Origin of the sequence: Bradyrhizobium sp. WSM1743 (assembly GCF_000473065.1) — a bacterium.
Classification (GTDB): Bacteria; Pseudomonadota; Alphaproteobacteria; order Rhizobiales; family Xanthobacteraceae; genus Bradyrhizobium.
Window position 1 is genome coordinate 246,298 of the sequence record NZ_AXAZ01000001.1, and the last position, 21,231, is coordinate 267,528.

Here is a 21,231-nt window from a genome sequence, read left to right on the forward strand (position 1 = left end):
CATGAGACAGGTTAGTTCGGGCCGGCGTAACAAGCTGCCGTCGACGCGAATATTCGATCGGTGCAAGCTCACGAGGAGCGAGACATGGACGGTATGCAGGACAACATGCAGGGCAAGGTTACGGATCTGCCCGGCCAGATCGTGCTCGTGCTCCAGGGCGGCGGTGCGCTCGGCTCCTACCAGGCCGGGGTCTACCAGGCGCTGCACGAGGCCGGCATCGAGCCGGACTGGATCATCGGCACGTCGATCGGCGCCATCAATGCAAGCTTGATCGCTGGCAACGAGCCTCGTCAGCGGCTCGCGCGCCTGAAGGAATTCTGGAAACGGATGGAGCAAAATCCAGTGTGGAATCTGCGCACCGCGTTTCCCGGCTTCAACGAAAAGCTGGCCTATTGGTCGACCGTCACCAATGGCATTCCGGGCTTCTTTCGTCCCAATCCGCTGGCGCATGCCGGGGATTCATTTCCGTTGGGCGCCGATCACGCCGGATTCTATTCGACCGCGCCCCTTGAAAAGACACTGCGCGAGCTCGTCGATTTCAACCTGGTCAATCGTTGCTCGCCGCGGTTGACGGTCGGCGCGGCGCATGTCCGCAGTAGCCAGATGCGCTACTTCGACAGCCGCGACGGCGAGCTGACCGTGAAGCATGTGATGGCCTCGGGCGCGTTGCCGCCGGCGTTTCCGGCGGTGCGCATCGACGGCGAGCTCTATTGGGATGGCGGCATCCTGTCCAACACGCCGACCGAGGCGGTGTTTGACGACAACCCGCGCAAGGACTCGCTGATCTTCGCCGTGCATCTGTGGAATCCCGTCGGTGCCGAACCGACGACGATGGCGGAGGTGCTGAACCGGCACAAGGACGTGCAATACTCCAGCCGGATCGCGAGCCAGATCGCCCGCCAGCAGCAGGCTCATCGCCTGCGCCATGTCATCAACCAGCTCGCGGCGCGGTTGCCTGAGAGCGAGCGTAGTGACCCCGCCGTGCGCGAGCTGACGAGCTACGGTTGCCCGACCCGCATGCATGTGGTGCGCCTGCTGGCGCCGCAGCTTGACCGCGAGACCCATACCAAGGACATCGATTTCAGCCCCTCAGGCATCATGCAGCGTTGGGATGCAGGCTATGGCCACACGAGGTCCGTGCTCGCGCGAAGACCGTGGATCGGCGAATTCGATCCGCTCGCCGGCGTGGTGCTGCACGAGCATATGGACGAGATGCCGATGGCGGCGGAATGAGGGCCTCGTTCGTCATTGCTTTGCACGACGACGATTTCGCAGGCGCGCGGTCCGGAGTATGGTCGCCGTGTCTTCGTCGGGAGGCTTGCAATTGGTCGGTGAGAAGGATCTGGAGGAGTCGCTCGATACGCTGCGTGCGCACGCGGCGGGACCCGTCGCGGGCGTGTTCGGTCCGGCCTCACTGACCTGGCGGATCGACCGGGAGGCCGTGATCTTTCTCGGCGCCGGCCGTGCGCTGCTGCTGCAGCTGGCCCATCCATGGGTGGCGACGGCGATCGCCGAGCATTCGCGCACCCTTGCCGATCCGATCGGCCGCTTCCATCGCACCTTCGACATCGTCTTTACCATGGTGTTCGGCTCGCTGGACCGGGCGCTGCTGTCGTCCCGGCAGCTGCATCGGCGTCACAGCATGATCGTCGGCGAGATGCCCGAGACCGTGGGTCCGTTCGCAGCCGGCTCGCGCTACTGCGCCAACGACATCCCCTCGCTGCGCTGGGTCCATGCGACGCTGGTCGAGACCGCGCTGATGGCGCATGATCTGGTGCTGCCGCCACTCTCGGCGGAGGAGCGCGATCGCTATTGGAGCGAGGCCAGGCTGTATGGCACCCTGTTCGGATTGACGGGGGATGATTTGCCGGCGGACTGGTCCGGCTTCGTCGCCTACACCACGGCAATGGCGCAGTCGGAGACGCTGACCGTCAGCCCTGCGGCGCGCAAGATCGCCGCGCAGATCTTCAGCGGCGCCCGTCCGTGGTTGCGACCACCGCAATGGTATCGCGCGCTCACCGCGAGGATGCTGCCCGAGCGCTTGCGCGCCGGCTTTGGTTTTGAGCTCGACGAGCGCGAGACCCAATCCGCCGACAATGCGCTGCGATGGATCAGGCGCGTCTATCCGAAACTGCCTGATCGGCTGCGCTATGTCGGTCCCTACCAGGAAGCGCAGGCCCGGCTGCGGGGCGAGCCGCAGCCTGATTGGATGACACGGTGTCTCAACCGCGCCTGGATCGGCCGACCGCAGATGGACGTGCGCGGGAAGGGGTGAAGGCTAAGATCTCGTGTCCCGGACAAGCTGCAACGCATAGCGCGTTGAAGACGCGCGTGAACGCGCTTGTGGCGTTGCAGCGCAGAGCCGGGACCCAGATGCCACGGGCTCCCATGCAACGTGGGCCCCGGCTCAGCAGAGCACCGTCGAAGAGACGCTGCGCTGCGTCCGGGGCACGAGAGCGGATTGAGGCGCGCAACTTTTTCCGCGTCGTCATTGCGAGGAGCCCTTGCGACGAAGCAATCCAGACTGCCGCGGCGGAAAGATTCTGGATTGCTTCGCTGCGCTCGCAATGACGGAGTATGCGGAAACGCCTCAGGCTCACACCGACGCCAGCTTCCGGTACAACGCGCTGTAACAACCCGCCGAGATGCTCCAGGAGAACGAGCGCCCCATGGCGGTGCGGCGCATGGAGTCGAGCTGGTCGTGCGCCATGAAGGCCGAGAAGGCCCGGCGGACGCCGCCGAGGAAAGATTCGCGCGAGGGTTTTGGGAACAGGAATCCGGTCTCGCCATCGGTGATGGTCTCGGCCAGGCCGCCTGTCTGGTGCCCGATCGGCAGCGAGCCGAAGCGCTGGGCATACATCTGGCTGAGGCCGCACGGCTCGAAACGCGACGGCATCAGCGTGAAGTCGCTGCCGGCGAAGATGCGGCGCGCCTGGGCATCGTTGAAGCCGATCACGACCCCGATGGCGTCGGGGCGGCGGCGATGCGCGTCGATCAAGGCCTGCTCGAGCACCGGCTCGCCGGAGCCGGTGACCACGATCTGCCCGCCGGCATCGACGATCTCGTCGGCGGCCGACAGCACGAGGTCGATGCCCTTCTGGTGCACGAGGCGGGCGACGATGCCGAACATCGGGCCGCGCGAGACCGCAAGCCCGAACTGCTTGCGCACGTAATCCGCATTGGCCCTCTTGCCGACCCAATCGCCGGCGCCGAACTGCTGAGCGAGCTGGGCGCAGGAGCGCGGGTCCCAGCTCTCGTCGATGCCGTTGAGGATGCCGGTGAGCTCGGCCGCGTCGGAGCGGATACGAAGCAGGCCTTCCAGGCCGCAGCCGAATTCGGCCGTGGTGATCTCCCGCGCATAGGTGGCGCTGACCGTGGTGAGGTGCGAGGCATAGATCAGTCCGGCCTTGAGGAAGGAGACCTGGTCGTAGAACTCGACGCCGTCGATGTGGAAGGAGCTCTCCGGTGCGCCGATCCGCCGCAGCGCCTCCTTCGGGAAGAGGCCCTGATAGGCGAGGTTATGAATCGTCAGGATCGACGGCAGCTTGGCGCCTTGCCAGGCAAGGTACGCCGGCACGAGCGAGGCCTGCCAGTCATTGGCATGGATCAGGTCTGCTGCCCAATTCTTGTCCAGCTTGCCCATGGCGAGCTCAGCCGCCGCCGAGGCAAAGCGTGCGAAACGGATGTCGTTGTCGGGCCAGTCGCGCCCGGACTCGTCGCCATAGGGGTTGCCGGGCCGGTCGTAGAGCTGCGAGCACAACAGCACATAGACCGGCAGGCCATCCTTGGTCGCGGCCCGGCCGAGCGAGCAGGCCGGCATCTCCGCGAATGCAGGACAGCGGCCAACGATCTGAATATGCGTGAGTTGCTCGATGATGTCGCGATAGCCGGGGAGCATGATCCGGATATCGGCGAAGGAGCGAAGGGCACGCGGAAGGGCGGCGGAAACGGCGCCCAGTCCGCCAACGCGGACGAAGTCGTCCATCTCTGTGGTGACGAACAAGACCCTCAAGAACAGCTGCCCTTTTCCGATCCCGTTCGCTGCTATGCAAGAACGGGTCCAGTTGCCCTGGAATTCTTAAAGCCTGCCCACGCGCCGCGCCTGTTCGGTAAACACTTTCCTACTCAGCCGCCGCCCTCTAGGGTCGCCGCATCAACAACAAAGAACTTCGATGGTTCCTGAGAGAGCCAAGGACGTGAGCAGGCATGCAGCTACCAGACAAGCATGAGGGGACGACGACAAAGGCTTTCGCAGGCCTGCGGGTCCTGGATTTTTCGACCACGATCGCCGGTCCCCACTGCGCGCGCATGCTAGCCGACATGGGCGCCGAGGTCATCAAGATCGAGACCGACGGCGGCGAGACGATGCGGACACGGCCGCCGCTGCGCAATGGCTGCAGCACCGCCTTCGGCCAGCTCAATGTCGGCAAGAAGAGCGTGGTCCTCGACCTCAAGTCCGAGGACGGCAAGCAGGCGGTGCGCCGGCTGGCCGCCACCGCCGACATTCTGGTCGAGAACTTTCGCCCGGGCGTGATGCACCGGCTGCGGCTCGACTACGACAGGCTGTATCAGGTCAACCCGAGGCTGATCTACTGCTCGATCTCCGGCTATGGCCAGACCGGCCCCTCGGCCGAGCTGCCGGCCTATGCGCCGGTGATTCATGCGGCTTCCGGCTACGACATGGCGCATCTCGCCTACCAGCCGGGCCGCAGCCGTCCAGACTATTGCGGCATATACCACGCCGACGTCGTCACCGGCACCTACGGTTTTGGCGCGATCGCGTCCGCGCTCTATCAGCGCACCGTGACCGGGCTCGGCCAGCACATCGACGTCTCCATGCTGGAATCAATGCTGACCCTGACTCTGACCGAGTTGCAGAGCTCGCAATTCGCGGTGACGCCGCCGCCCCGCCCGATGTTCGGACCGACGGAAACGGCAACCGGCTATGTCATGATCACGGTCGCCAGCGAGAAGACGTTCCAGGCTCTGATGGGAGTAATCGGCCGCCCCGAATGGGTCTCCGATCCACGCTTTGCCACCTATGCTCCGCGCCGCGCGAACTGGGCGGAGTTGATGGACGGTGTGGAGGTCTGGTCGCGGCAGCTGTCGACCGATGCATGCCTGCTCGCACTTGGCGCTGCCGGCGTTCCGGCCTCGGCCTATCGCACCGTGTCAGAGGCGCTGGCCGATCCGCAGCTCGCGCATCGGCAGGCGCTCTCGGAGGTGCGGGACGAGGGCGGCTCGTTCCAGGTGCTCAACCTGCCGTTCCGGATGTCGAGGGCCGACACGACGCCGGCCAAGACGGTGTCTGTGCTCGGCGCGCACACGGAAGCATTGCGCGAAGAGATTGGGCTCGCCAGCGAGGTGTCAATTCCGACAGGCAAAACGGCTGCGACAGGCTGAACGGCTTCGTGCCGCAAGCAATGCGGCCTTGCGCGCCGTCGGGTTGCCATCTTCGACCGCCGTAAACTAGACAGGAGCGAGTTTGTCTCGCTCCGCCGGCCATGGCATGGTGGGCGTGACAATAAGAATATGCCGGGAGGACGCCAATGAAGAGTTTCAAGGTCGCCGATTTCAAGGCGCCGCTGCAGGAGGTCGACGAGGCGACGCCGCAACCGTCTGGCACGCAGGTGCTGATCAAGGTAAAGGCCGCCGGTGTCTGCCACAGCGACCTCCACATCTGGGAAGGCGGCTACGATCTCGGTCATGGCCGCAAGCCGCTGTCGCTGAAGGACCGCGGCATCAACCTGCCGCTAACGATGGGGCACGAGACTGTCGGCGAAGTCCTCGCCTTCGGCCCCGACGTGAAGCCGACCGACCAGGGCGACCTGAAGCTCGGCGACGTCGGCCTTGTCTACCCCTGGATCGGCTGCGGCAAATGCGCGACTTGTCTTGGCGGTGACGAGAACATGTGCCTGACGCCGCGCTCGCTCGGCGTCTATTGCGACGGCGGCTATGCCGACCACATGCTGGTGCCGCATCCGCGTTATCTGCTCAACCTCAGGGGGCTCGATCCCGCGACGACCGCGCCCTATGCCTGCTCGGGCGTCACAACCTACAGCGCGCTGAAGAAGGTCGAGCAGCATTTCGACACGCCGATCGTGATGTTCGGTGCCGGCGGCCTCGGCTTGATGGCGCTGTCGCTGCTGAAGGCCATGGGCGGCAAGGGCGCGATCATGGTCGATATCGACGCGAAGAAGCGTGAAGCTGCCGAGAAGGCCGGCGCGCTGGCGACCGTCGATCCCAAGGCGGCGGATGCGCTGGAGCAGCTTGCGAAGAAGGCGGGCGGGCCGATCCGGGCCGTGATCGACCTCGTCGGCAACTCTGCCACGACGCAGCTCGGCTTTGATTGCCTCACCAAGGGCGGCAAGCTGATCATCGTCGGCCTGTTCGGCGGCGGTGCGACCTGGGCGCTGCCGCTAATTCCGATCAAGGCGGTGACGATCCAGGGCAGCTATGTCGGAAACTTGCGCGAGACGCAGGAGCTGCTCGACCTCGTGCGCACCAAGAAGGTGCCGCCGATCCCGGTGACGCGGCAACCGCTCGCCAAGGCCAACGACGCGCTGCTGCAATTGCAGCAGGGCGCCGTGGTCGGCCGCACCGTGCTGACGCCGTAACGATTTCCGTCATTCCGGGGCGATGCAAAGCATCGAACCCGGAATCTCGAGATTCCGGGTTCGGTCCTGCGGACCGCCCCGGAATGACAACCCTTGGCTCAGGAACCCCCATGTCCGCAAACAACGCCTTCCACATTGCCGTGCTCGCCGGTGACGGCATCGGTCCCGAAGTCATGGCGCCGGCGCTCGAGGTGCTGCGCAAGGTCGGCGAAAAATCCGGTCTCGGCTTCCGCTTCACCGAAGCGCCCGCCGGCGCCAACAATTATCTCGCCACCGGCAAGTCGATGCCGGATAGCACGATCAAGCTCTGCGAGGAGGCGGACGCGATCCTGCTCGGCGCCTGCGGCTTGCCGTCGGTGCGCTATCCCGACAATACCGAGATTGCGCCACAGATCGAGCTGCGCTTCATCTTCGATCTCTATGCCGGCGTGCGTCCGGCGCGGCTCATTCCGGGCGTGCCGAGCCCGATCGTCGGCGCCGATCAGCGCGGTATCGATCTCGTCGTGATCAGGGAGTCCACCGAAGGCCTGTTCGCCTCGATGGGCAAGGGCGTCGTCACCCATGAGGACGCGCGCGAGACCATGGTGATCACGCGCCGGACATCGGAGCGCCTGTTCGAGTTCTCGTTTCGCCTTGCCGAGCGACGCAAGGCGCGCGGCAAGCCGGGAATGCTCACCTGCGTCGACAAGGCGAACGTGTTCAAGGCTTTTGCGTTCTTCCGCGGCATCTTCGATGAGATCGAGAAGAAGCATCCTGATGTGAAGACCGACCGGCTCTATGTCGATGCCTGCTCGGCGATGCTGGTGAAGCGTCCCTGGGATTTCGATGTCATGGTGATGGAGAATATGTTCGGCGACATCGTCTCCGACATCACCGCGAGCCTGATCGGCGGTCTCGGCATGGCGCCCTCGGCCGACATCGGCGACAAGTATGCGGTGTTCCAGCCGTGCCACGGCACTGCGCCCGACATCATGGGGCAGGGCAAGGCCAATCCGACCGGCATGATCCTGTCGGCGGCGATGATGCTGGACTGGCTTGCCGACAAGCACGGCCTCGAGAGCGCGGCAGAAGCCGGTGAGACCATCGAGCGTGCGGTGGACCAGGTCTATGCCGGCGGCATCAAGCCGATGGAATTCGGCGGCAGCAACGGCACCACCGACATCACGAAAGCGGTGCTGGCGGCGCTGTAGTCAACGAAAAGGGGCCCCGCGGGGCCCCTTTGTCGTTCACCAACGGTGCCAATGGCGGTGACGCCAGCCCCACGGACGCGGACCGTAGAAGCGCGGGCCGCCGTAATAGCCGTAGGCGCGGTAATAGTTCGGGCGCCACCAGCAGCGGCCCCAAGGGTTGCACACCCAGCGCACCTGTTCGACCTCAGCGGCCGGACCGCTTGCAATCTTGTCCGCCTGCGGGATGCCGTTCGGCATTGCCGCGAGGGCCGGTCCCGACGCGAGCGCCACACCACCCATGGCGGCCAGACCAAGAACAGCGAATTTTAGTGTCATCGCAATCTCCCTCTTTGGTGGCGGGAGAACTTTCGCCAGATCAACTGGTTGCCGCCGCATTGAGCTGCGCGTGGAATTTAATCTTCCTGAATGTCGGTTCAGCTTCAGCGGCCCCGGAATTGCGGCTTGCGTTTCTCCATGAAGGCCTGCCGGCCCTCGCGGAAATCCTCCGAGTCCATGCAGGCATTGCCGATCGCCTTGATCGCCTCCATGTCACGCCGGCTCTCGTCCTTCAGCACCTGCGCGATGGTGATCTTAGCGGCCTTGATCGCGAGAGGGGCGTTCTGCGCGATCGTCTCCGCAATCGTCATGGTCTCGCCCCAGAGCTCGCCCTCTGGGAACAGGCGCTCCACGAGACCAATGCGCAGCGCCTCGGCGGAATCGATACGCATGCCCGTGTACATCAGAAGCCGCGCCCAGGCCGGCCCGACCAGCGACACCAGATGTCGCAAGCCGTCATAGCCGTAGGCAATGCCGAGTTTGGCTGCAGGGATGCCGAACTGGCTGCCATGCGAGGCGAGGCGGATATCGGCGAGCATCGCGACCTGCATGCCGCCGCCGAGGCAAAAGCCGTCGATGCAGGCGATGGTCGGCTTGGGGTAGTCGGCGAGCAGCGCACGCTGGGCGGCGCTGCGCTTGGCGTACTCCTCGGACGCCGCCGCATTGTGCCTGACCTTCTCGAATTGGCTGATGTCGGCGCCCGAGACGAACGCCTTGCCGCCGGCGCCGCGCAGGATCACGACGCGCACGGTGTCGTCGTCGCGCAAGGCCGTCAGCGCCTCGCCAAATCCCTCCCACATCTCCAGCGACATCGCGTTGCGCTTGTCGGGATTGTTGAAGGAGATCACGCCGACGCCACCGGCCCTGTGCTTGAGGATCTTGCCATCGGCGTAAGGTGTTCCGGTCGTGCTGAAAATGTCGGACATCGCGCGCTCGCTGGTCGTAGGCCGAGCGCAATGTGCGGCGCAGCCGCCGCCGCGGTCAACCGGGGCAGCGTGGGAGAGCCTGCATCCGCCTGTGCTGCGATTGCATGGCGCGCGCGAAGTCCGGCGGCAAACGACCAAGAAGAAGGGGCAGCCAGGCCGTCCCGAGACACACCGCGCGCAAGCGCGCGGGCGCACACATATCTCATCCGATCTCGTTCAATCCGGCCGCGCCCCCGTGACGCGGCGGATTGAACATCGGCCGTAAAGGCCAGGCCGTCGATCGGCCTCAGCTCTCGTTCGCCGCGATCGATTCCATCAGCGAGACGAGCTGACGCTGCACCGTCTGGTCCTTGATCTTGCTGTAGGCGCGCAGCAGGCGGAGGCTGAAGGCCGAGTCGAGGAAGAGCAGGCTCTCGACCTCGCGGGCCTTGTTGTCGCCGTCGTAGAAGAAGGTCACGGGCACGTCGAGGGCGGAGGCGATCTGCTGAAGCCGAGCCGCACCGACGCGATTTACACCCTTCTCGTATTTCTGGACCTGCTGGAAGCTCACGCCGAGCTTCTCGCCGAGCTCAGCCTGCGAGATCTTCATCTCGACGCGCCGCAGACGGATCCGCTTGCCAAGCTCGATGTCCGGCTTGCCGGCGCTGCGCTGCTTCATTCTTTTCGCCGCTGCTTTCATCTCTGTTTTCACCTTTGTTCTTCGGTTGAAAATCCCCCGAAGAGCTGGGTCAGGGGTTCGCCCATATACGAGTCCTTGAATTCATGCGGGTGCACGAACTCTTCCTTAAACCACGGGAAGCGAGCCGGATTGAAAGCCTCGATCAGCCAGTCAATCATGTGCCGCACGCGCGGGATACGGCCGCTACCGGGGTGGTAGGATAGCCAGATATCCAGCGGTCGGTTCAGCTCGACCTCCAGTGGAATCAACTTCCCGCCAAGCGCAATGGCGTAGCTCGGGAATACGCCGATGCCGGCGCCATTCGCGACCGCCCAGTAGTTGGCGCTTGAGACGTTGGTCTTCATGACCAGAAGGTCACGTTCCGGAACGCCCGGGAAGAAGCTCTCGAAGGATTCCTTGGCGGCAAGCTGGTCGGCGAATTGCAGCACCAGGCGATGCTTGATCAATTCCGCCGCTGAGTGCGGCGCGCCATGCTTTGCGATGTATTTCTCGGAGGCCCAGAACATCAGATGCATGCGGCCGAGCCGCACCAGCTTGATGTCGAGCGCCGAGGGACGCGACAGATGGATGGCGACGTCGGCCTCGTGGCGCGAGACGTCGGCCGAGCGCATCGCGCAATGCAGGTCCACCAGGATCTTCGGATAGGCTTGCTGGAATTCCACCAGTCGCGGGGCCAGCCAGAATGTGCCGAGCCCCTCGGTGACGGCAACGCGGACCTCACCGGACAAGGCGTTGGCCATCGAATCGCTGGCGCGCAGCACGTCGAAGGTGGCCGCTTCCATGCGCTCGACGGCGGAGACCACCAGAGCACCCTCATCGGTCAGATGGGTGCCGTGAACGTCGCGGGTGAACAGCGTGGTGCCGGTCTGGCGTTCGAAATCGTCGATCCGTCGGCGCACGGCGTTGATCGACAGCGACAAGCGCTCAGCCGCCGAGCGAAAACTTCCGCAGCGAACGACTTCCAAAAATATGCGGGCGGCATCCCAATCCGAGAGGCCGCTGAGATTTGTCTTTGGGCGTTCCGCCACAGGAACGCCCCTTTCCGCCAAGGAGTGCATACAAGTCCCTTCAGGAAGCTAAACTGGCAGAATCTGGCGCAAACCACAACCACGACGGGTTGGGGAATGACGAGTTTTGAACGTCATCCTTACTGCTGCGTGGGTGGTATTGGGATGCTGCCGCGGGCTGGGAATTCGGGCAGACGATCGGCCTGACTGAGGGGTTTTGGCGTGAGTTCCGTTGCGAGCCGTGGAGTGGCTGCGGGATTGCCGGCGCTGTCCGCAATGGAAATTTTTGCGCGAGAGCCGATGCCGTCTCCCTCGATGGATCGATCACACCGCATCACGCGTTTGCTCCCGGACCACTTCGGCGATCTCCAACGGTGCTGCATGGCGATGGCGGCCGAAGCCGCAGTTCCACCGCAGAATCACACTGAAATCAGGTTCGGAGGCGCAGTCGCCTCGTGCTATCTTTGGTCTTTCATGGGGGCCGAAGGGGGCGTGACAAGTACGTCTCGCAGGCCGAATTAACGGAAAGAACGCCGTGTCGCATTCAGACGAACAGTTGCAGTCGGTGCTGGAAACGCTCGAGGAGTGCCGCAGGGTTCTCAATGAGTGCAGCAGCCGTGAGTCGGCCGAGATGCTGTCCATCGTCATCCTCGACGTCAGGATGAAACTGAAAGGAATTGACAGTGCCGATCTCAGGGCACTGTGCGACGAAATGCTGCGGAGCGCTGCGAGTGAGCCGCCGCCCCCTTCCAAGCAGACGCAGGACCAGCCCCGGCGTCCGCTGCTCCGCGTGGTGAAATAGCCGCGCCGCCGAATCTCCCTGTTTGGCGAGGTTTGTGCGCGTCCCGATGCCGCATCTGTGATCACGGAGGGCATCGGGAGGAGCCTTGGTTCTGTGCGCCTCTGTTGCGCATTCTCCGGCATCGGCTACACCAGAGCCGGTTCGGCGCCGGGCCGGGCGCATTGCTTGCGCGCCGTACCGGCACCTGAGATGGCTCCGACTGCATCATGCAAAATGTTTCGATCCCGGCGGCGCTGATTGCCGGCCTCGTCAGCTTCCTCTCGCCTTGCGTCCTGCCTCTGGTCCCGCCCTATCTGATCTACCTCACGGGCGCCACGATCGAGCATGTCGAGAGCGACGAGCCGGCCGCGGCCTCCAAGCGCGCGATCATGATGTCGGCGCTCCTGTTCGTGCTCGGCTTTTCCACGGTGTTCGTGGCGCTCGGCGCCAGCGCCTCGCTGATCGGCGGGCTGATCCGGGCCTGGTCGGCGGAGCTGTCGATCATCGCCGGCATCGTCATCATCATCATGGGCCTGCACTTCCTGGGCTTGACGCGCATCGGCCTTTTGATGCGCGAGGGACGGCTGCCGATCCCCAAGCCGGTCGGCCTCTGGGGCGCCTATATCATGGGCCTCGCTTTCGCCTTCGGCTGGACGCCCTGCATCGGCCCGATCCTCGCCGCGATCCTCTCGATCGCCGCGGCGGAAGCCACGGTGACGAAGGGCGCCGGCCTGCTCGCGGTCTATTCCGCGGGCCTCGGTATTCCCTTCCTGATCGCCGCGCTTATGATCGAGCAGTTCTCAGCGCTGTTCGCGCGCATGAAGGGCCAGCTCGTCAATGTCGAGCGCGCCATGGGCGTCTTGATGGTGATCACCGGCATCGGCTTTCTCACCGGCGCGGTCTCGAATGTGAGCATCTGGCTGCTGGAGACGTTTCCGGCGCTGCAGACGATCGGGTGAGGCGCGCGGGAACCGGGTTTTCACGGACGAAATAGCAAAGGAACCGTTGAGACCTGCGGGGCATGCTGTCACGGAACGACGAGATACCAAACCTTTCCGGTGCCGAGACGTTGCATCAGGGACAACTCGCATGGTGGAGATCACGTGACCGAGACACTGCGCTTAGAGCCCTTGCCGAACAACGCGGCTTTGGTTGCCTGGCAATTTTTGGGGCAGCCGTTGCAGGAGTGGCCGAGCTGGGTTCAGTCGAGTTGCTCGCTGCAGAAGGATGCCGATGGAAAATTCGAACTTCGGCACGAGCGGCGCAGCGGCACTCAAATCGTCTATCTCGGCGAGTGGCTGGTGAGAGATCTCGATGGCGGCATAGACTTTTACACGGACGCTGAGATCTGGGCGCGGTTCGCCGCGAAACGCTAAAGCGCGATGAGATTGGACCGGCTCGTCCATCGCGCCTTAGTCTTTTTTGTTTGAGCTCCAGGCGATCAAAAGCCTGTGTCGTTGGTGGGGCAAAAAGCCTCGCCGGTAGGACTCACCCACAGAATGCAATCTGTGGTAATATTTCATTTTACTGCACCCTGAGGGGCATTCTTCAAGAACGTATACTGAAACGAGAATTTTAGACCAATCGACATCTTCGGCGCCCCTCTCCCCTTACAGCATTTTGAGCAGGAGCAAGCGATGGGAACCGACGTGAACGTTCATCCCGGTCATGGCAAGGCCGGACGTCAACCGACGCGACAATTTCTGGATACGCTTTCCGGACACGACGATCCGGGCATGTTCGGTCGGATGTTTCCGACACTGGAGCCGCTCGCTGTCGACGACGGCCCGCTGCATGAGCTCGCCGATGCGATGAAGGATCCCGCTCCCGGCGACGCTGCGGGAAACAATCTCAGCGTCCCGGCCGGCTTTACCTATCTCGGGCAATTCATCGACCACGATATCATGCTCGATCTGACCTCCTTTGGCGAGAAGGAGGCCGATCCGACGGCGGTCACTAATTTTCGCACGCCCGCGCTCGATCTCGACAGCGTTTATGGTCTCGGTCCCGACGGAAGCCGCCACCTCTACGCGCGCAATTCGGCGAGCGACAACGGCAAGACTCCGGGCCCCAAGCTCCTGATCGGCAAGACCGTCAACGTCGATGCCATCACGGGAGATCATCGCAACGACCTGCCGCGCAATCCCGAGGGGTTTGCCCTCATCGGCGATCACCGCAACGACGAGAACCTGCTCGTCGCGCAAACCCATCTTGCGATGCTGAAGTTTCACAACAAGGTTTGCGATCAGCTCGCGGCATCGGGAAAGCCGCAGGGCGAGATATTCGAGGAAGCACGCCGGATCGTGACCTGGCACTACCAATGGATGGTCCTGCACGATTTCGTGGAGCGGATCACCGAGAAGGGGATCGTCGCGAAAATCCTCGAGCAGGGGCGGCGTTTCTACCGCTTCAGGAAGACACCCTACATGCCCGTCGAGTTTTCCGCTGCGGTCTACCGTCTCGGCCACAGCATGGTTCGCCAGGTCTATAGTCACAACAGGATCTTCACGCCGGGTGGCCTCACTCCTGCGACGCTCGATCTGCTGTTCAGGTTCACCGGGCTTTCGGGAGGAATCATCGGTGATCTGGAGCCTAACCCGATTCAGCCGCCGCTCCCGCTTCCGGTGCTTTCGAGCAACTGGATCATCGACTGGCGGCGCTTCTATCAGGTGCTGTCGAACAATCCTCCGGGCGTGACCCTCAATCCATCGCGCAAGATCGACCCCTTCGTCGTGCCGCAACTCCACACACTGCCTGGTGACGGCGGCAGCCTGCCGTTCCGCAACCTCAAGCGCGGCGTGTTGCTGGGATTGCCGTCGGGGCAGGACGTCGCCAAGGCCATGAAGATCAAGAATCCACTGACGCCGGAAGAAATCTCGAAGGGGAGCGACGGTGCGGTGGCGAAGAAGCATGGCCTGCACCAGCACACTCCGCTATGGTACTACATCCTCAAGGAGGCGGAGCAGCGGGGCGGCGGCGAAAGGCTCGGGCCGGTTGGCGCGACGCTGCTTGCCGAGGTCTTCGTCGGCCTCGTCCATGGCGACCACCAGTCGTATCTTTGGGTCAAGGGCAAGAACTGGAAGCCGACGCTTCCATCGCAAGTGCCGGGCGAATTCACGATGGCCGATCTGCTGCGTTTCGTCGGGGATATCAGTCCGATCGACGGCATCTCGACCGTCTAGACCAGACGCCCGGCGATCGCCGGTCGCGTCAATGAAGCCGGGCCTTGAGACGTTCCCGGCATTGCAGACGATCAGTTAGACCGGCGCGCATCGCGCGCCGGTCTGGATGTTTGCAACAGGCTCAAGGCTTGAACACATAGCCTGGCGTGATCGCCGCCGTCTCCGGGATCGGCGGCAGGTCGGCAAACAGCTCGGGACGGTCCTTCATGACCTTGAGAATGTGCTTCGGCTCGATATGCGCATTGACGTCGAAGGTCGACTTGAGGATGCCGAGCCGGGAGAGCCGGTCCTCGGCGCTCCAGAGCGCGCGGTAATTGTTCGCCGACAGCCGGCGGTCCGCCTGCTGGATGTTGAACTGCATCGCAGCCTCGGCGACGTCCTGCTTGAGGCCGGGAATCCAGCGTGTGGCAACTTGCGCCGCCTGCTTCGGGTTCTTGCGCATCCATTGGTCGGCCTCGGAGACGGCCGCGAGGAATTTCTCGATGGTCTCGCCATTGGCCTGCACCCAGGGGCGTAGCGCGACGTTGAAGCCGAGATAGGAGATCACGTCGCCGCCGCGGATGATCTCGACCGCGCCGGGCACATCCTTGCCCGCGACGATCGGCCAGGGATCCCAGCCCGAGAACGCGTCGATGCCCTTGGCGAGCAGGGCGACGGTCATGTCCGGCGGCGGCGTGTTGACCAGCGTCACGTCGTCGGGCTTCAGCCCGGCCTTCTCCAGCGTCGCCAGGATGTAGAGATGGTTGATCGTGCCGAAGGACGCTGCGATCTTCTTGCCCTTCAGCGTCGACAGGTCGCCCTTGACGATGCCTGAACCTTCGCGCGCGATGATCGCCATGGTCGCATCGGAGCCGGCCTTGGTGGCGTTGCCGCTGTAATTGCCGAGCGCGACGAGGTCCATGCCGCGCAGCACGGCGCCGATCATGGGCACGCCGACCTGCACGATCTCGCTCTCGCCGGCCTGCAATGCGTTCAGCGCGTCGACGCCGGTCGCGTAGGGGCGCGCGATCGTGACGTCGAGCCCGTACTTCTCGAAGAAGCCGCGCTCGAGCGCGATCGGCAGGCCGATCTGGTCGATACCGGTGACCATGCCGGCCTTCAGCTTCGTCAGGGTCTGGGCGCTTGCCGGCACCAGGCCGGCGAGAAGCACTAGTCCAAGCAACACGAGTCGTTTCATATTCTCAGCCTCCCTCTTTTATCGGCCCCACCGCCGTCACCCAATAGGGTCGGGCCACGGCGTTGAGGTCCGTTCTTTTAACGCCACGCAGTTCGATCGAATGCTCGTCCGTGCCCGAGACGCGTCCGTATTGCTGGAACGCGAGCACGTGGAAGCGCTCCGGCGTGAACGGCAGCTCGATCTGCACGTTGACCTTTTCCGATGTGACCGTCAGCTCCGGCGAAATCTTTCCCGGCGCTGCGATCGTCAGCCAGAGTTGAAACAGCGCCCATGCGGCAATCGCGCCGAGCACGACGCGGGCCTTGGACGAGCGCAAGGCTTCGGAGGCGATGCTCATGCCGCGCGCACCATCTGCAGCACGCGCGCCGAGAGCTGCTTGAAGCGGTCGTCCTTGACAAGGTCGTCCCAGACCCGAGGCCGCGGCAGGTCGACCGCGATCTGGTCGAGCACGCGTCCCTTCGATAACACGACGACGCGGTTGGCGAGAAACACCGCTTCCGCCACGTCATGGGTGATGAAGATCACCGTCGGCTTGCGCTCCTGCCAGATGCGGGTCAGTTCCTCCTGGAGCGTCATGCGCGTCTGCGCGTCGACGCTGGCGAACGGCTCGTCCATCAAGAGGACGTCGGGGTTGTTGGCGAGTGCGCGCACCACGCCGACGCGCTGCTGCATGCCGCCGGAGAGCTCGTTGGGATAGCGGTGCGCCGCGTGCGAGAGCCCGGCAAGCGCGAGATATTCGCGCGCGATGCGGTCGCGCTCGGCCTTCGGCACGCCGCGCATCTTCGGGCCGAAGCCGACATTGTCGAGCACCGTCTTCCAGGGAAACAGCGCGAACGACTGGAATACGACGCCACGCTCGGGGCCAGGCCCGTGCACCGGCTTGCCGTCGAGCAGGATGTCCCCCTTCGAATAGGGGATGAAGCCGGCGATCATGTTCAGGATCGTCGTCTTGCCGCAGCCGGAGGGACCGACCACCGAGATGAATTCGCCGGGCTCGACGTCGAGCGAGACGTCGTGGACGGCGGTGACATGCGCGCCCGCATAGGGGTCGAAATAGGTCTTGCCGAGATTGCGCAGCGAAAGCATCTTCATGATGTCACCAATCCCCAACGCTGGCCGGTCGCGCGCTCGAGCGGCGCGAGGATCCAGGCGTCCACGATGTACCAGAGCAATCCGAGAATGATCATGCCGAGCAGGATCTCGACGGTCGAGCCGGCGCGGCGGGCGTCGAACATCATAAAGCCGATGCCGGAGGTGCCGACGATCATCTCGACCGCGATCAGCGCGCGCCAGCCATAACCGAGCCCGTTGCGCAGGCCCGTGATGATGTTGGGCAGCGCGCCCGGCAGCGTCACCTCCCACAGCACGCGCGCGCGCGAAGCCCCGAGGCTCAAGGCAGCACGCGCCAGATCGCGCGGCACGGATTCGACGCCGAGCACGGTGTTGAGCACGACCGGGAACAGTACGGTGTAGACGATGACGAAGGTCATCGTCGTCAGTCCGAAGCCGAACCAGATCAACAGGATCGGCAGCCAGGCGATGTCGCCGATGGCCTGGAAGAACAAGAGCACCGGCCAGCAGATGCGGTGCGCCCAGCGGCTGGTGCCGATCAGGATGCCTAAGGGAATGCCGAGCGCCATGCCGACCGCGGCGCCGGTCGCGAGCCGGATCAGGCTGTCCTGGAGATAGTCGGGCAGGATGCCCTTGTAGGTGAGCGTGAAGAACGCGCGCACCACATCGCCCGGGCCGGGGAAGAACGCGCGTGGAAACAGTCCGGCTTCGCTGACGGCCGTCCACAGCGCCAGCACCGGGATGAAGGGAATGATTGCGGCGATCCCCGGCCAGCGCCGGGTCAAGCGGGCATAGCCGGCCCAGATTTGCAGCATCAGGTTCATGCGCGCCTCACCATGCCCCAGCGCTCGATGGTCGCGCGTTCCAGCGGGACCAGCAGCAGACGGTCGATCAGAAGCCAGAGCACGCCGATCACGATCATGCCAAACACGATCACCTCGGTGCGGTAGAAGTCGCGTGCGACGAACAGCATGTAGCCGAGCCCGACATTGGTCGCGATCATCTCGGCGGCGATCAGCCCGCGCCAGGCGAAGCCAAGGCCCGTCCGAATGCCGGTGACGATATTGGGGAGCGCGCCCGGCAGCAGCACTTCGGTCAGCAGCGCCCAGCGGCCGGCGCCGAGCGAGGCGGCCGCGTTGCGCAGCGTGTGTGGAATGGTCCTGACGCCGAGCAGGGTGTTGTAGGCGACGACGAAGAACACGGCGTTGAAGATCACGAAGACGATCGCGCCAAAACCGTAGCCGAACCACAGCGTCGCGATCGGGATCCAGGCAATGCCGGCGAGCACCGAGAAGAAGCGGAACAGCGGCGTGAGGAAGGCCGCGACGGTCGGGCTGACGCCCATGGCGATGCCGAGCGGCACGGCAGTTGCGATGCCGATCAGTGTGCCGAGGCCGACGCGCAAGAGGCTTGCGCCGACATGGGCGAACAACGTGCCGTCGCGGATCGAGTCCAGTGCGGCCGCCCCGACCGCACCGACCGAGGGAAACACGCGCGGATTGACGTTGAACAGCGGGACGACGACGGCCCAGATCGCGACCAGCGCAAGCAGCGGCGCGACGAACATCGCAGCTCCCAGCAGCGAGTTGACGCTGCGGATCAGCCGCGACGATCGGCCCTTCAGACTGCCCGTCACCTGCATTTGACCTCCCTGACGCTCAGCCATGCCTGTGCCGGCATTTCACGCTGATCATTCCCGACATCGTAGCTACGTTTCGCGCAATCGCATATCTCTGTCGGTTGCGACCCTCGCGTTCCCGGGCGGAGCGAGGATCCGGGCCGAGCCCTTCATGTCACCGTCCATGGCGCTTCCTCTTGCGCTTGATGCTCGATTTCCTGGTCACGCGGAGGTCCGATCCGCCCGCCTTACGGGTCGCTGCGGCGCTGGCCGACTTGCGGCTCGAAAGCTTCAGTCGTGTGTAGCCCAGCAGCCGTTCCATCGCTGCGCGCGCCTTCTCCGGGTTGCCGCTCTCGATGGCCCGCGCCGCCGCCGCGTGGTTCGGTAGATTATCCCTGAACCAGCCGCCGGGGCCTCCGACGGCGACGGTGAAGACCGTGCTCAGGATGGTATCGATCGCGCCGCGAAAGCCCTGGAGTACCGGATTGTGGGTTGCGTCCAGGATGGCAAGATGGAAAGCCTTGTCGGCTGCGAGGGCGCTGGCCTGGTCCTTTGCGGTCTGCATCGCAGCCAAGGCCGTGTCGATCCGCCAGCGGTCGTTCCTGGTCGCGCGTTCGGCGGCAAGAGCTGCGGCGGCAGGTTCGATGATCGAGCGCACCTCCTGGATCGCCAGCAGAAGGTCGCGATCCGGCGCGTCCTGGCCGACCAGCCAGCTCAGCACGTCGCGGTCGAGCAGGCTCCATTCGTGGCGCGGCAGCACGTGCGTGCCGTGGCGCGGCCGCACGCTGACGAGACCCTTTGCGGCAAGCGTCTTGACGGCCTCGCGCACCACGCCGCGCCCGACGCCGAAGCGGGTTTCGAGTTCAGGCTCCGGCGGCAGGGTCGTCCCGACGGGAATGAGATCCTGGGCGATCTCGCGGCCGAGCGTCGTCAGCACGGCGCGAATGCGGCCGGGCTTGATCGGCTTGTCGACGGGGCTCGGGCGCGCTCCTGCCACTCGTACGTCTCTCCCGTCCGGCCTGTCGCGGCCGGTTCATTTGTCTTTGGCTGCCACGCCCGGCAGCTGCACAATCATCCGATGTTTAACATCGGATGATTGGGTGAGGGCAAGCGCAATTGTCGCAGGACCAGCTGTGCTGCGTTGCGATATGCGGTTGGGGAGGCCGTAGATCAGGACGCCTCGTCCAGCGTGCAGATCACCGTGCAGACCACACCACGCGGCAGGAAGTCGACGGTTGCCTCACCGCCGAGCTGGTCGCGCGCACTGCGCTCGATCAGGCGCGAGCCGAAGCCGCGTTGCACCGGCGCCGTGACCGGCGGCCCGCCGATCTCGGTCCAGATCAGCCGCAGCCGCGGCGTCGGCCCATCAGCGAGGACCTCCCAATCCAGCGTCACCCGACCGGTCTCGTTGGACAGCGCGCCGTATTTCGCGGCATTGGTGGCGATCTCGTGCACGATCATCGACAGCACCACGGCGAGTCGCGGCGACAGTGGCACGGCCGGGCCGGCCATGCGGATGCGATCGGAATTGCTGAGCAGGAACGGCCGGACCGCGCGGGCGATGACGTCTCGGAGCTCGGAGCCCGCCCATTTCTCCTGGCTCAGGAGATTATGCGCTTCGGCCAGCGCGCCGAGCCGGCCCTCGAACTTGGCCCGCTCGTCACGGCTGGCGCTGCGGAAAGTCTGCACCGCGATTGCCTGCATCAGCGCCAGCGTGTTCTTGACGCGATGGTTGAGCTCCTCGATCAGCAGATTGTGCAGCATCTCGCCGCGCGCGATCGTGGTCGCCATCCTGACTGCGAAAGTGAGGCCAACCAGCAGCAGGATGCCGCCGATCAGGCTCGTGATCGCGATGTTGCGCCAGAGCGGCGCGATCAGCGAGCTCTCGGTGACGCCGGCCACGACCGTCCAGCCGGTCAGCTGCGATCTGGTAAAGGCGGAGGACAGCGCGACGCCGTCGAGCGAAACGGTCGAAAGCGCGGCCTCCGGCGTGCGCGACATCGCATCGTAGAGTGCGCCGGAAGCCTGCTTGCCGAACGTCTCGCCAGGGTTGGGTGTGCGCGCGAACACGCGGGCCTTGGTGTCCAGCAGCGACACCGTCCATTGATCATTTGGCCGCTGCTGCTCGACCAATTTCTGGAATATCGCGATCGGCGGACTGAAGGAGAGCGCATAGACGACGTCGCCATTGCGCAGCACGGGAACTTCCACGGTCACGATCAGCCGTTTCTTGGTCGAACCGACGAACAGGTCGCATATTGCGGAGCCTTGCTTGCAAACACCCGCTCGACGATCTCGCGATTGTTGCGCGGTGGTAGATTCGCCGTCTGCGTCGTGACGGTCGAAAACAGCTGCTGGCCGGATCTGTCGGCCAGCAGAAGAACGCTGTCTCCGCCATATTGGCTGATGAACCCGACTGCCAGCCGGCGGAAGCCGTCGAAATCACCGCTTTGCAGGGATTCGCTGAGCGCGAGCACCTGCAAGCCACCCGTTATCCGCTGCACTTCGGAATCGAGCACGATGCGCATGCTTCGCACCATCTCCAGCACCCGGCGCGTCGCCTCGCTGCGATCCTGGCGATAGTTGGAATAGGCAAGGCCGACGGCAAAGACGATCAGCGGCAACATCGTTCCCGCGACGAGGAGAGCGAGCCGGACCGGCAGGGTGA

General features: G+C 64.4%; 20 protein-coding genes and 1 pseudogene. 9 read left to right on the forward strand and 12 right to left on the reverse strand.

Annotated features, from left to right (window positions below):
• Positions 1-84: 84 nt before the first annotated feature.
• Both YU9_RS0101225 and YU9_RS0101230 read left to right on the forward strand, forming a co-directional pair.
• Complete coding sequence (locus YU9_RS0101225) at positions 85-1,233, forward strand: patatin-like phospholipase family protein (protein WP_027571125.1); 1,149 nt, start codon at positions 85-87, stop codon at positions 1,231-1,233.
• Between the two features lie 91 nt (positions 1,234-1,324).
• Positions 1,325-2,275, forward strand: coding sequence for an oxygenase MpaB family protein (locus YU9_RS0101230; protein ID WP_027571126.1), 951 nt, complete (start codon positions 1,325-1,327; stop codon positions 2,273-2,275).
• 321 nt (positions 2,276-2,596) lie between these two features.
• Here the strand turns inward: YU9_RS0101230 and glgA are convergent, their stop codons facing one another.
• Entirely contained in the window at positions 2,597-4,012 is a 1,416-nt protein-coding gene (gene glgA, locus YU9_RS0101235) for a glycogen synthase GlgA (protein WP_036016763.1), read from the reverse strand.
• Positions 4,013-4,206: 194 nt separating this feature from the next.
• Here glgA and YU9_RS0101240 point away from each other — a divergent pair, with 194 nt between their 5' ends.
• The 3 genes from YU9_RS0101240 (at position 4,207) to YU9_RS0101250 (ending at position 7,807) form a co-directional block, all read left to right on the forward strand.
• Positions 4,207-5,403, forward strand: a complete 1,197-nt coding sequence (locus YU9_RS0101240) for a CaiB/BaiF CoA-transferase family protein (RefSeq protein ID WP_027571128.1) — start codon at positions 4,207-4,209, stop codon at positions 5,401-5,403.
• A gap of 146 nt (positions 5,404-5,549) precedes the next feature.
• Entirely contained in the window at positions 5,550-6,617 is a 1,068-nt protein-coding gene (locus YU9_RS0101245; RefSeq protein WP_027571129.1) for an alcohol dehydrogenase, read from the forward strand.
• A 110-nt stretch (positions 6,618-6,727) separates the two neighbouring features.
• Positions 6,728-7,807 carry an isocitrate/isopropylmalate dehydrogenase family protein gene (locus tag YU9_RS0101250; RefSeq protein ID WP_027571130.1) on the forward strand — a complete coding sequence of 360 codons (1,080 nt, stop codon included), beginning with the start codon at positions 6,728-6,730 and terminating at the stop codon, positions 7,805-7,807.
• A gap of 36 nt (positions 7,808-7,843) precedes the next feature.
• Here YU9_RS0101250 and YU9_RS0101255 read toward each other — a convergent pair whose 3' ends face one another.
• The 4 genes from YU9_RS0101255 to YU9_RS0101270 all read right to left on the reverse strand — a co-directional run bounded on the left by YU9_RS0101255 (position 7,844) and on the right by YU9_RS0101270 (position 10,785).
• A complete protein-coding gene (locus YU9_RS0101255; protein ID WP_027571131.1) occupies positions 7,844-8,122 on the reverse strand; it encodes a hypothetical protein in 279 nt (92 codons plus the stop codon).
• 104 nt (positions 8,123-8,226) lie between these two features.
• On the reverse strand, positions 8,227-9,048 hold the full coding sequence (locus YU9_RS0101260) for an enoyl-CoA hydratase (protein ID WP_027571132.1): 822 nt from the start codon (positions 9,046-9,048) through the stop codon (positions 8,227-8,229).
• Between the two features lie 286 nt (positions 9,049-9,334).
• Entirely contained in the window at positions 9,335-9,706 is a 372-nt protein-coding gene (locus tag YU9_RS0101265; RefSeq protein WP_020608151.1) for a helix-turn-helix domain-containing protein, read from the reverse strand.
• A 29-nt stretch (positions 9,707-9,735) separates the two neighbouring features.
• The gene (locus YU9_RS0101270) at positions 9,736-10,785 is read right to left on the reverse strand and encodes a LysR family transcriptional regulator (RefSeq protein WP_027571133.1); all 1,050 of its coding nucleotides are present in this window, start codon (positions 10,783-10,785) and stop codon (positions 9,736-9,738) included.
• Between the two features lie 484 nt (positions 10,786-11,269).
• Here YU9_RS0101270 and YU9_RS0101275 point away from each other — a divergent pair, with 484 nt between their 5' ends.
• From YU9_RS0101275 to YU9_RS0101290, 4 genes are all read left to right on the forward strand, one after another.
• Positions 11,270-11,536, forward strand: a complete 267-nt coding sequence (locus YU9_RS0101275; protein WP_027571134.1) for a hypothetical protein — start codon at positions 11,270-11,272, stop codon at positions 11,534-11,536.
• A 206-nt stretch (positions 11,537-11,742) separates the two neighbouring features.
• Positions 11,743-12,474 carry a cytochrome c biogenesis CcdA family protein gene (locus YU9_RS0101280; RefSeq protein WP_036016766.1) on the forward strand — a complete coding sequence of 244 codons (732 nt, stop codon included), beginning with the start codon at positions 11,743-11,745 and terminating at the stop codon, positions 12,472-12,474.
• Positions 12,475-12,618: 144 nt separating this feature from the next.
• Complete coding sequence (locus tag YU9_RS0101285) at positions 12,619-12,891, forward strand: hypothetical protein (RefSeq protein WP_027571136.1); 273 nt, start codon at positions 12,619-12,621, stop codon at positions 12,889-12,891.
• A gap of 261 nt (positions 12,892-13,152) precedes the next feature.
• On the forward strand, positions 13,153-14,697 hold the full coding sequence (locus YU9_RS0101290; protein ID WP_027571137.1) for a heme peroxidase family protein: 1,545 nt from the start codon (positions 13,153-13,155) through the stop codon (positions 14,695-14,697).
• Positions 14,698-14,818: 121 nt separating this feature from the next.
• On the opposite strand, the gene YU9_RS0101295 is transcribed toward YU9_RS0101290, so the two are convergent.
• The 7 genes and pseudogenes from YU9_RS0101295 to YU9_RS40570 form a co-directional block, all read right to left on the reverse strand.
• Positions 14,819-15,874 carry an ABC transporter substrate-binding protein gene (locus YU9_RS0101295; protein WP_027571138.1) on the reverse strand — a complete coding sequence of 352 codons (1,056 nt, stop codon included), beginning with the start codon at positions 15,872-15,874 and terminating at the stop codon, positions 14,819-14,821.
• Between the two features lie 4 nt (positions 15,875-15,878).
• Positions 15,879-16,211, reverse strand: a complete 333-nt coding sequence (locus tag YU9_RS0101300) for a hypothetical protein (protein ID WP_027571139.1) — start codon at positions 16,209-16,211, stop codon at positions 15,879-15,881.
• Complete coding sequence (locus YU9_RS0101305) at positions 16,208-16,966, reverse strand: ABC transporter ATP-binding protein (RefSeq protein WP_027571140.1); 759 nt, start codon at positions 16,964-16,966, stop codon at positions 16,208-16,210. The genes YU9_RS0101300 and YU9_RS0101305 overlap by 4 nt, the downstream gene beginning before the upstream one ends.
• Positions 16,963-17,769, reverse strand: a complete 807-nt coding sequence (locus tag YU9_RS0101310; protein WP_084298869.1) for an ABC transporter permease — start codon at positions 17,767-17,769, stop codon at positions 16,963-16,965. Before YU9_RS0101310 ends, YU9_RS0101305 begins: the two co-directional genes overlap by 4 nt.
• Entirely contained in the window at positions 17,766-18,587 is an 822-nt protein-coding gene (locus YU9_RS0101315; protein ID WP_245266271.1) for an ABC transporter permease, read from the reverse strand. The genes YU9_RS0101310 and YU9_RS0101315 overlap by 4 nt, the downstream gene beginning before the upstream one ends.
• A gap of 151 nt (positions 18,588-18,738) precedes the next feature.
• Positions 18,739-19,560: a FadR/GntR family transcriptional regulator gene (locus YU9_RS0101320; protein WP_027571143.1), complete on the reverse strand. Its 822-nt coding sequence runs from the start codon at positions 19,558-19,560 to the stop codon at positions 18,739-18,741.
• A 173-nt stretch (positions 19,561-19,733) separates the two neighbouring features.
• Positions 19,734-21,190 (reverse strand): annotated as a pseudogene (locus YU9_RS40570) (sensor histidine kinase).
• Between the last annotated feature and the right edge of the window lie 41 nt (positions 21,191-21,231).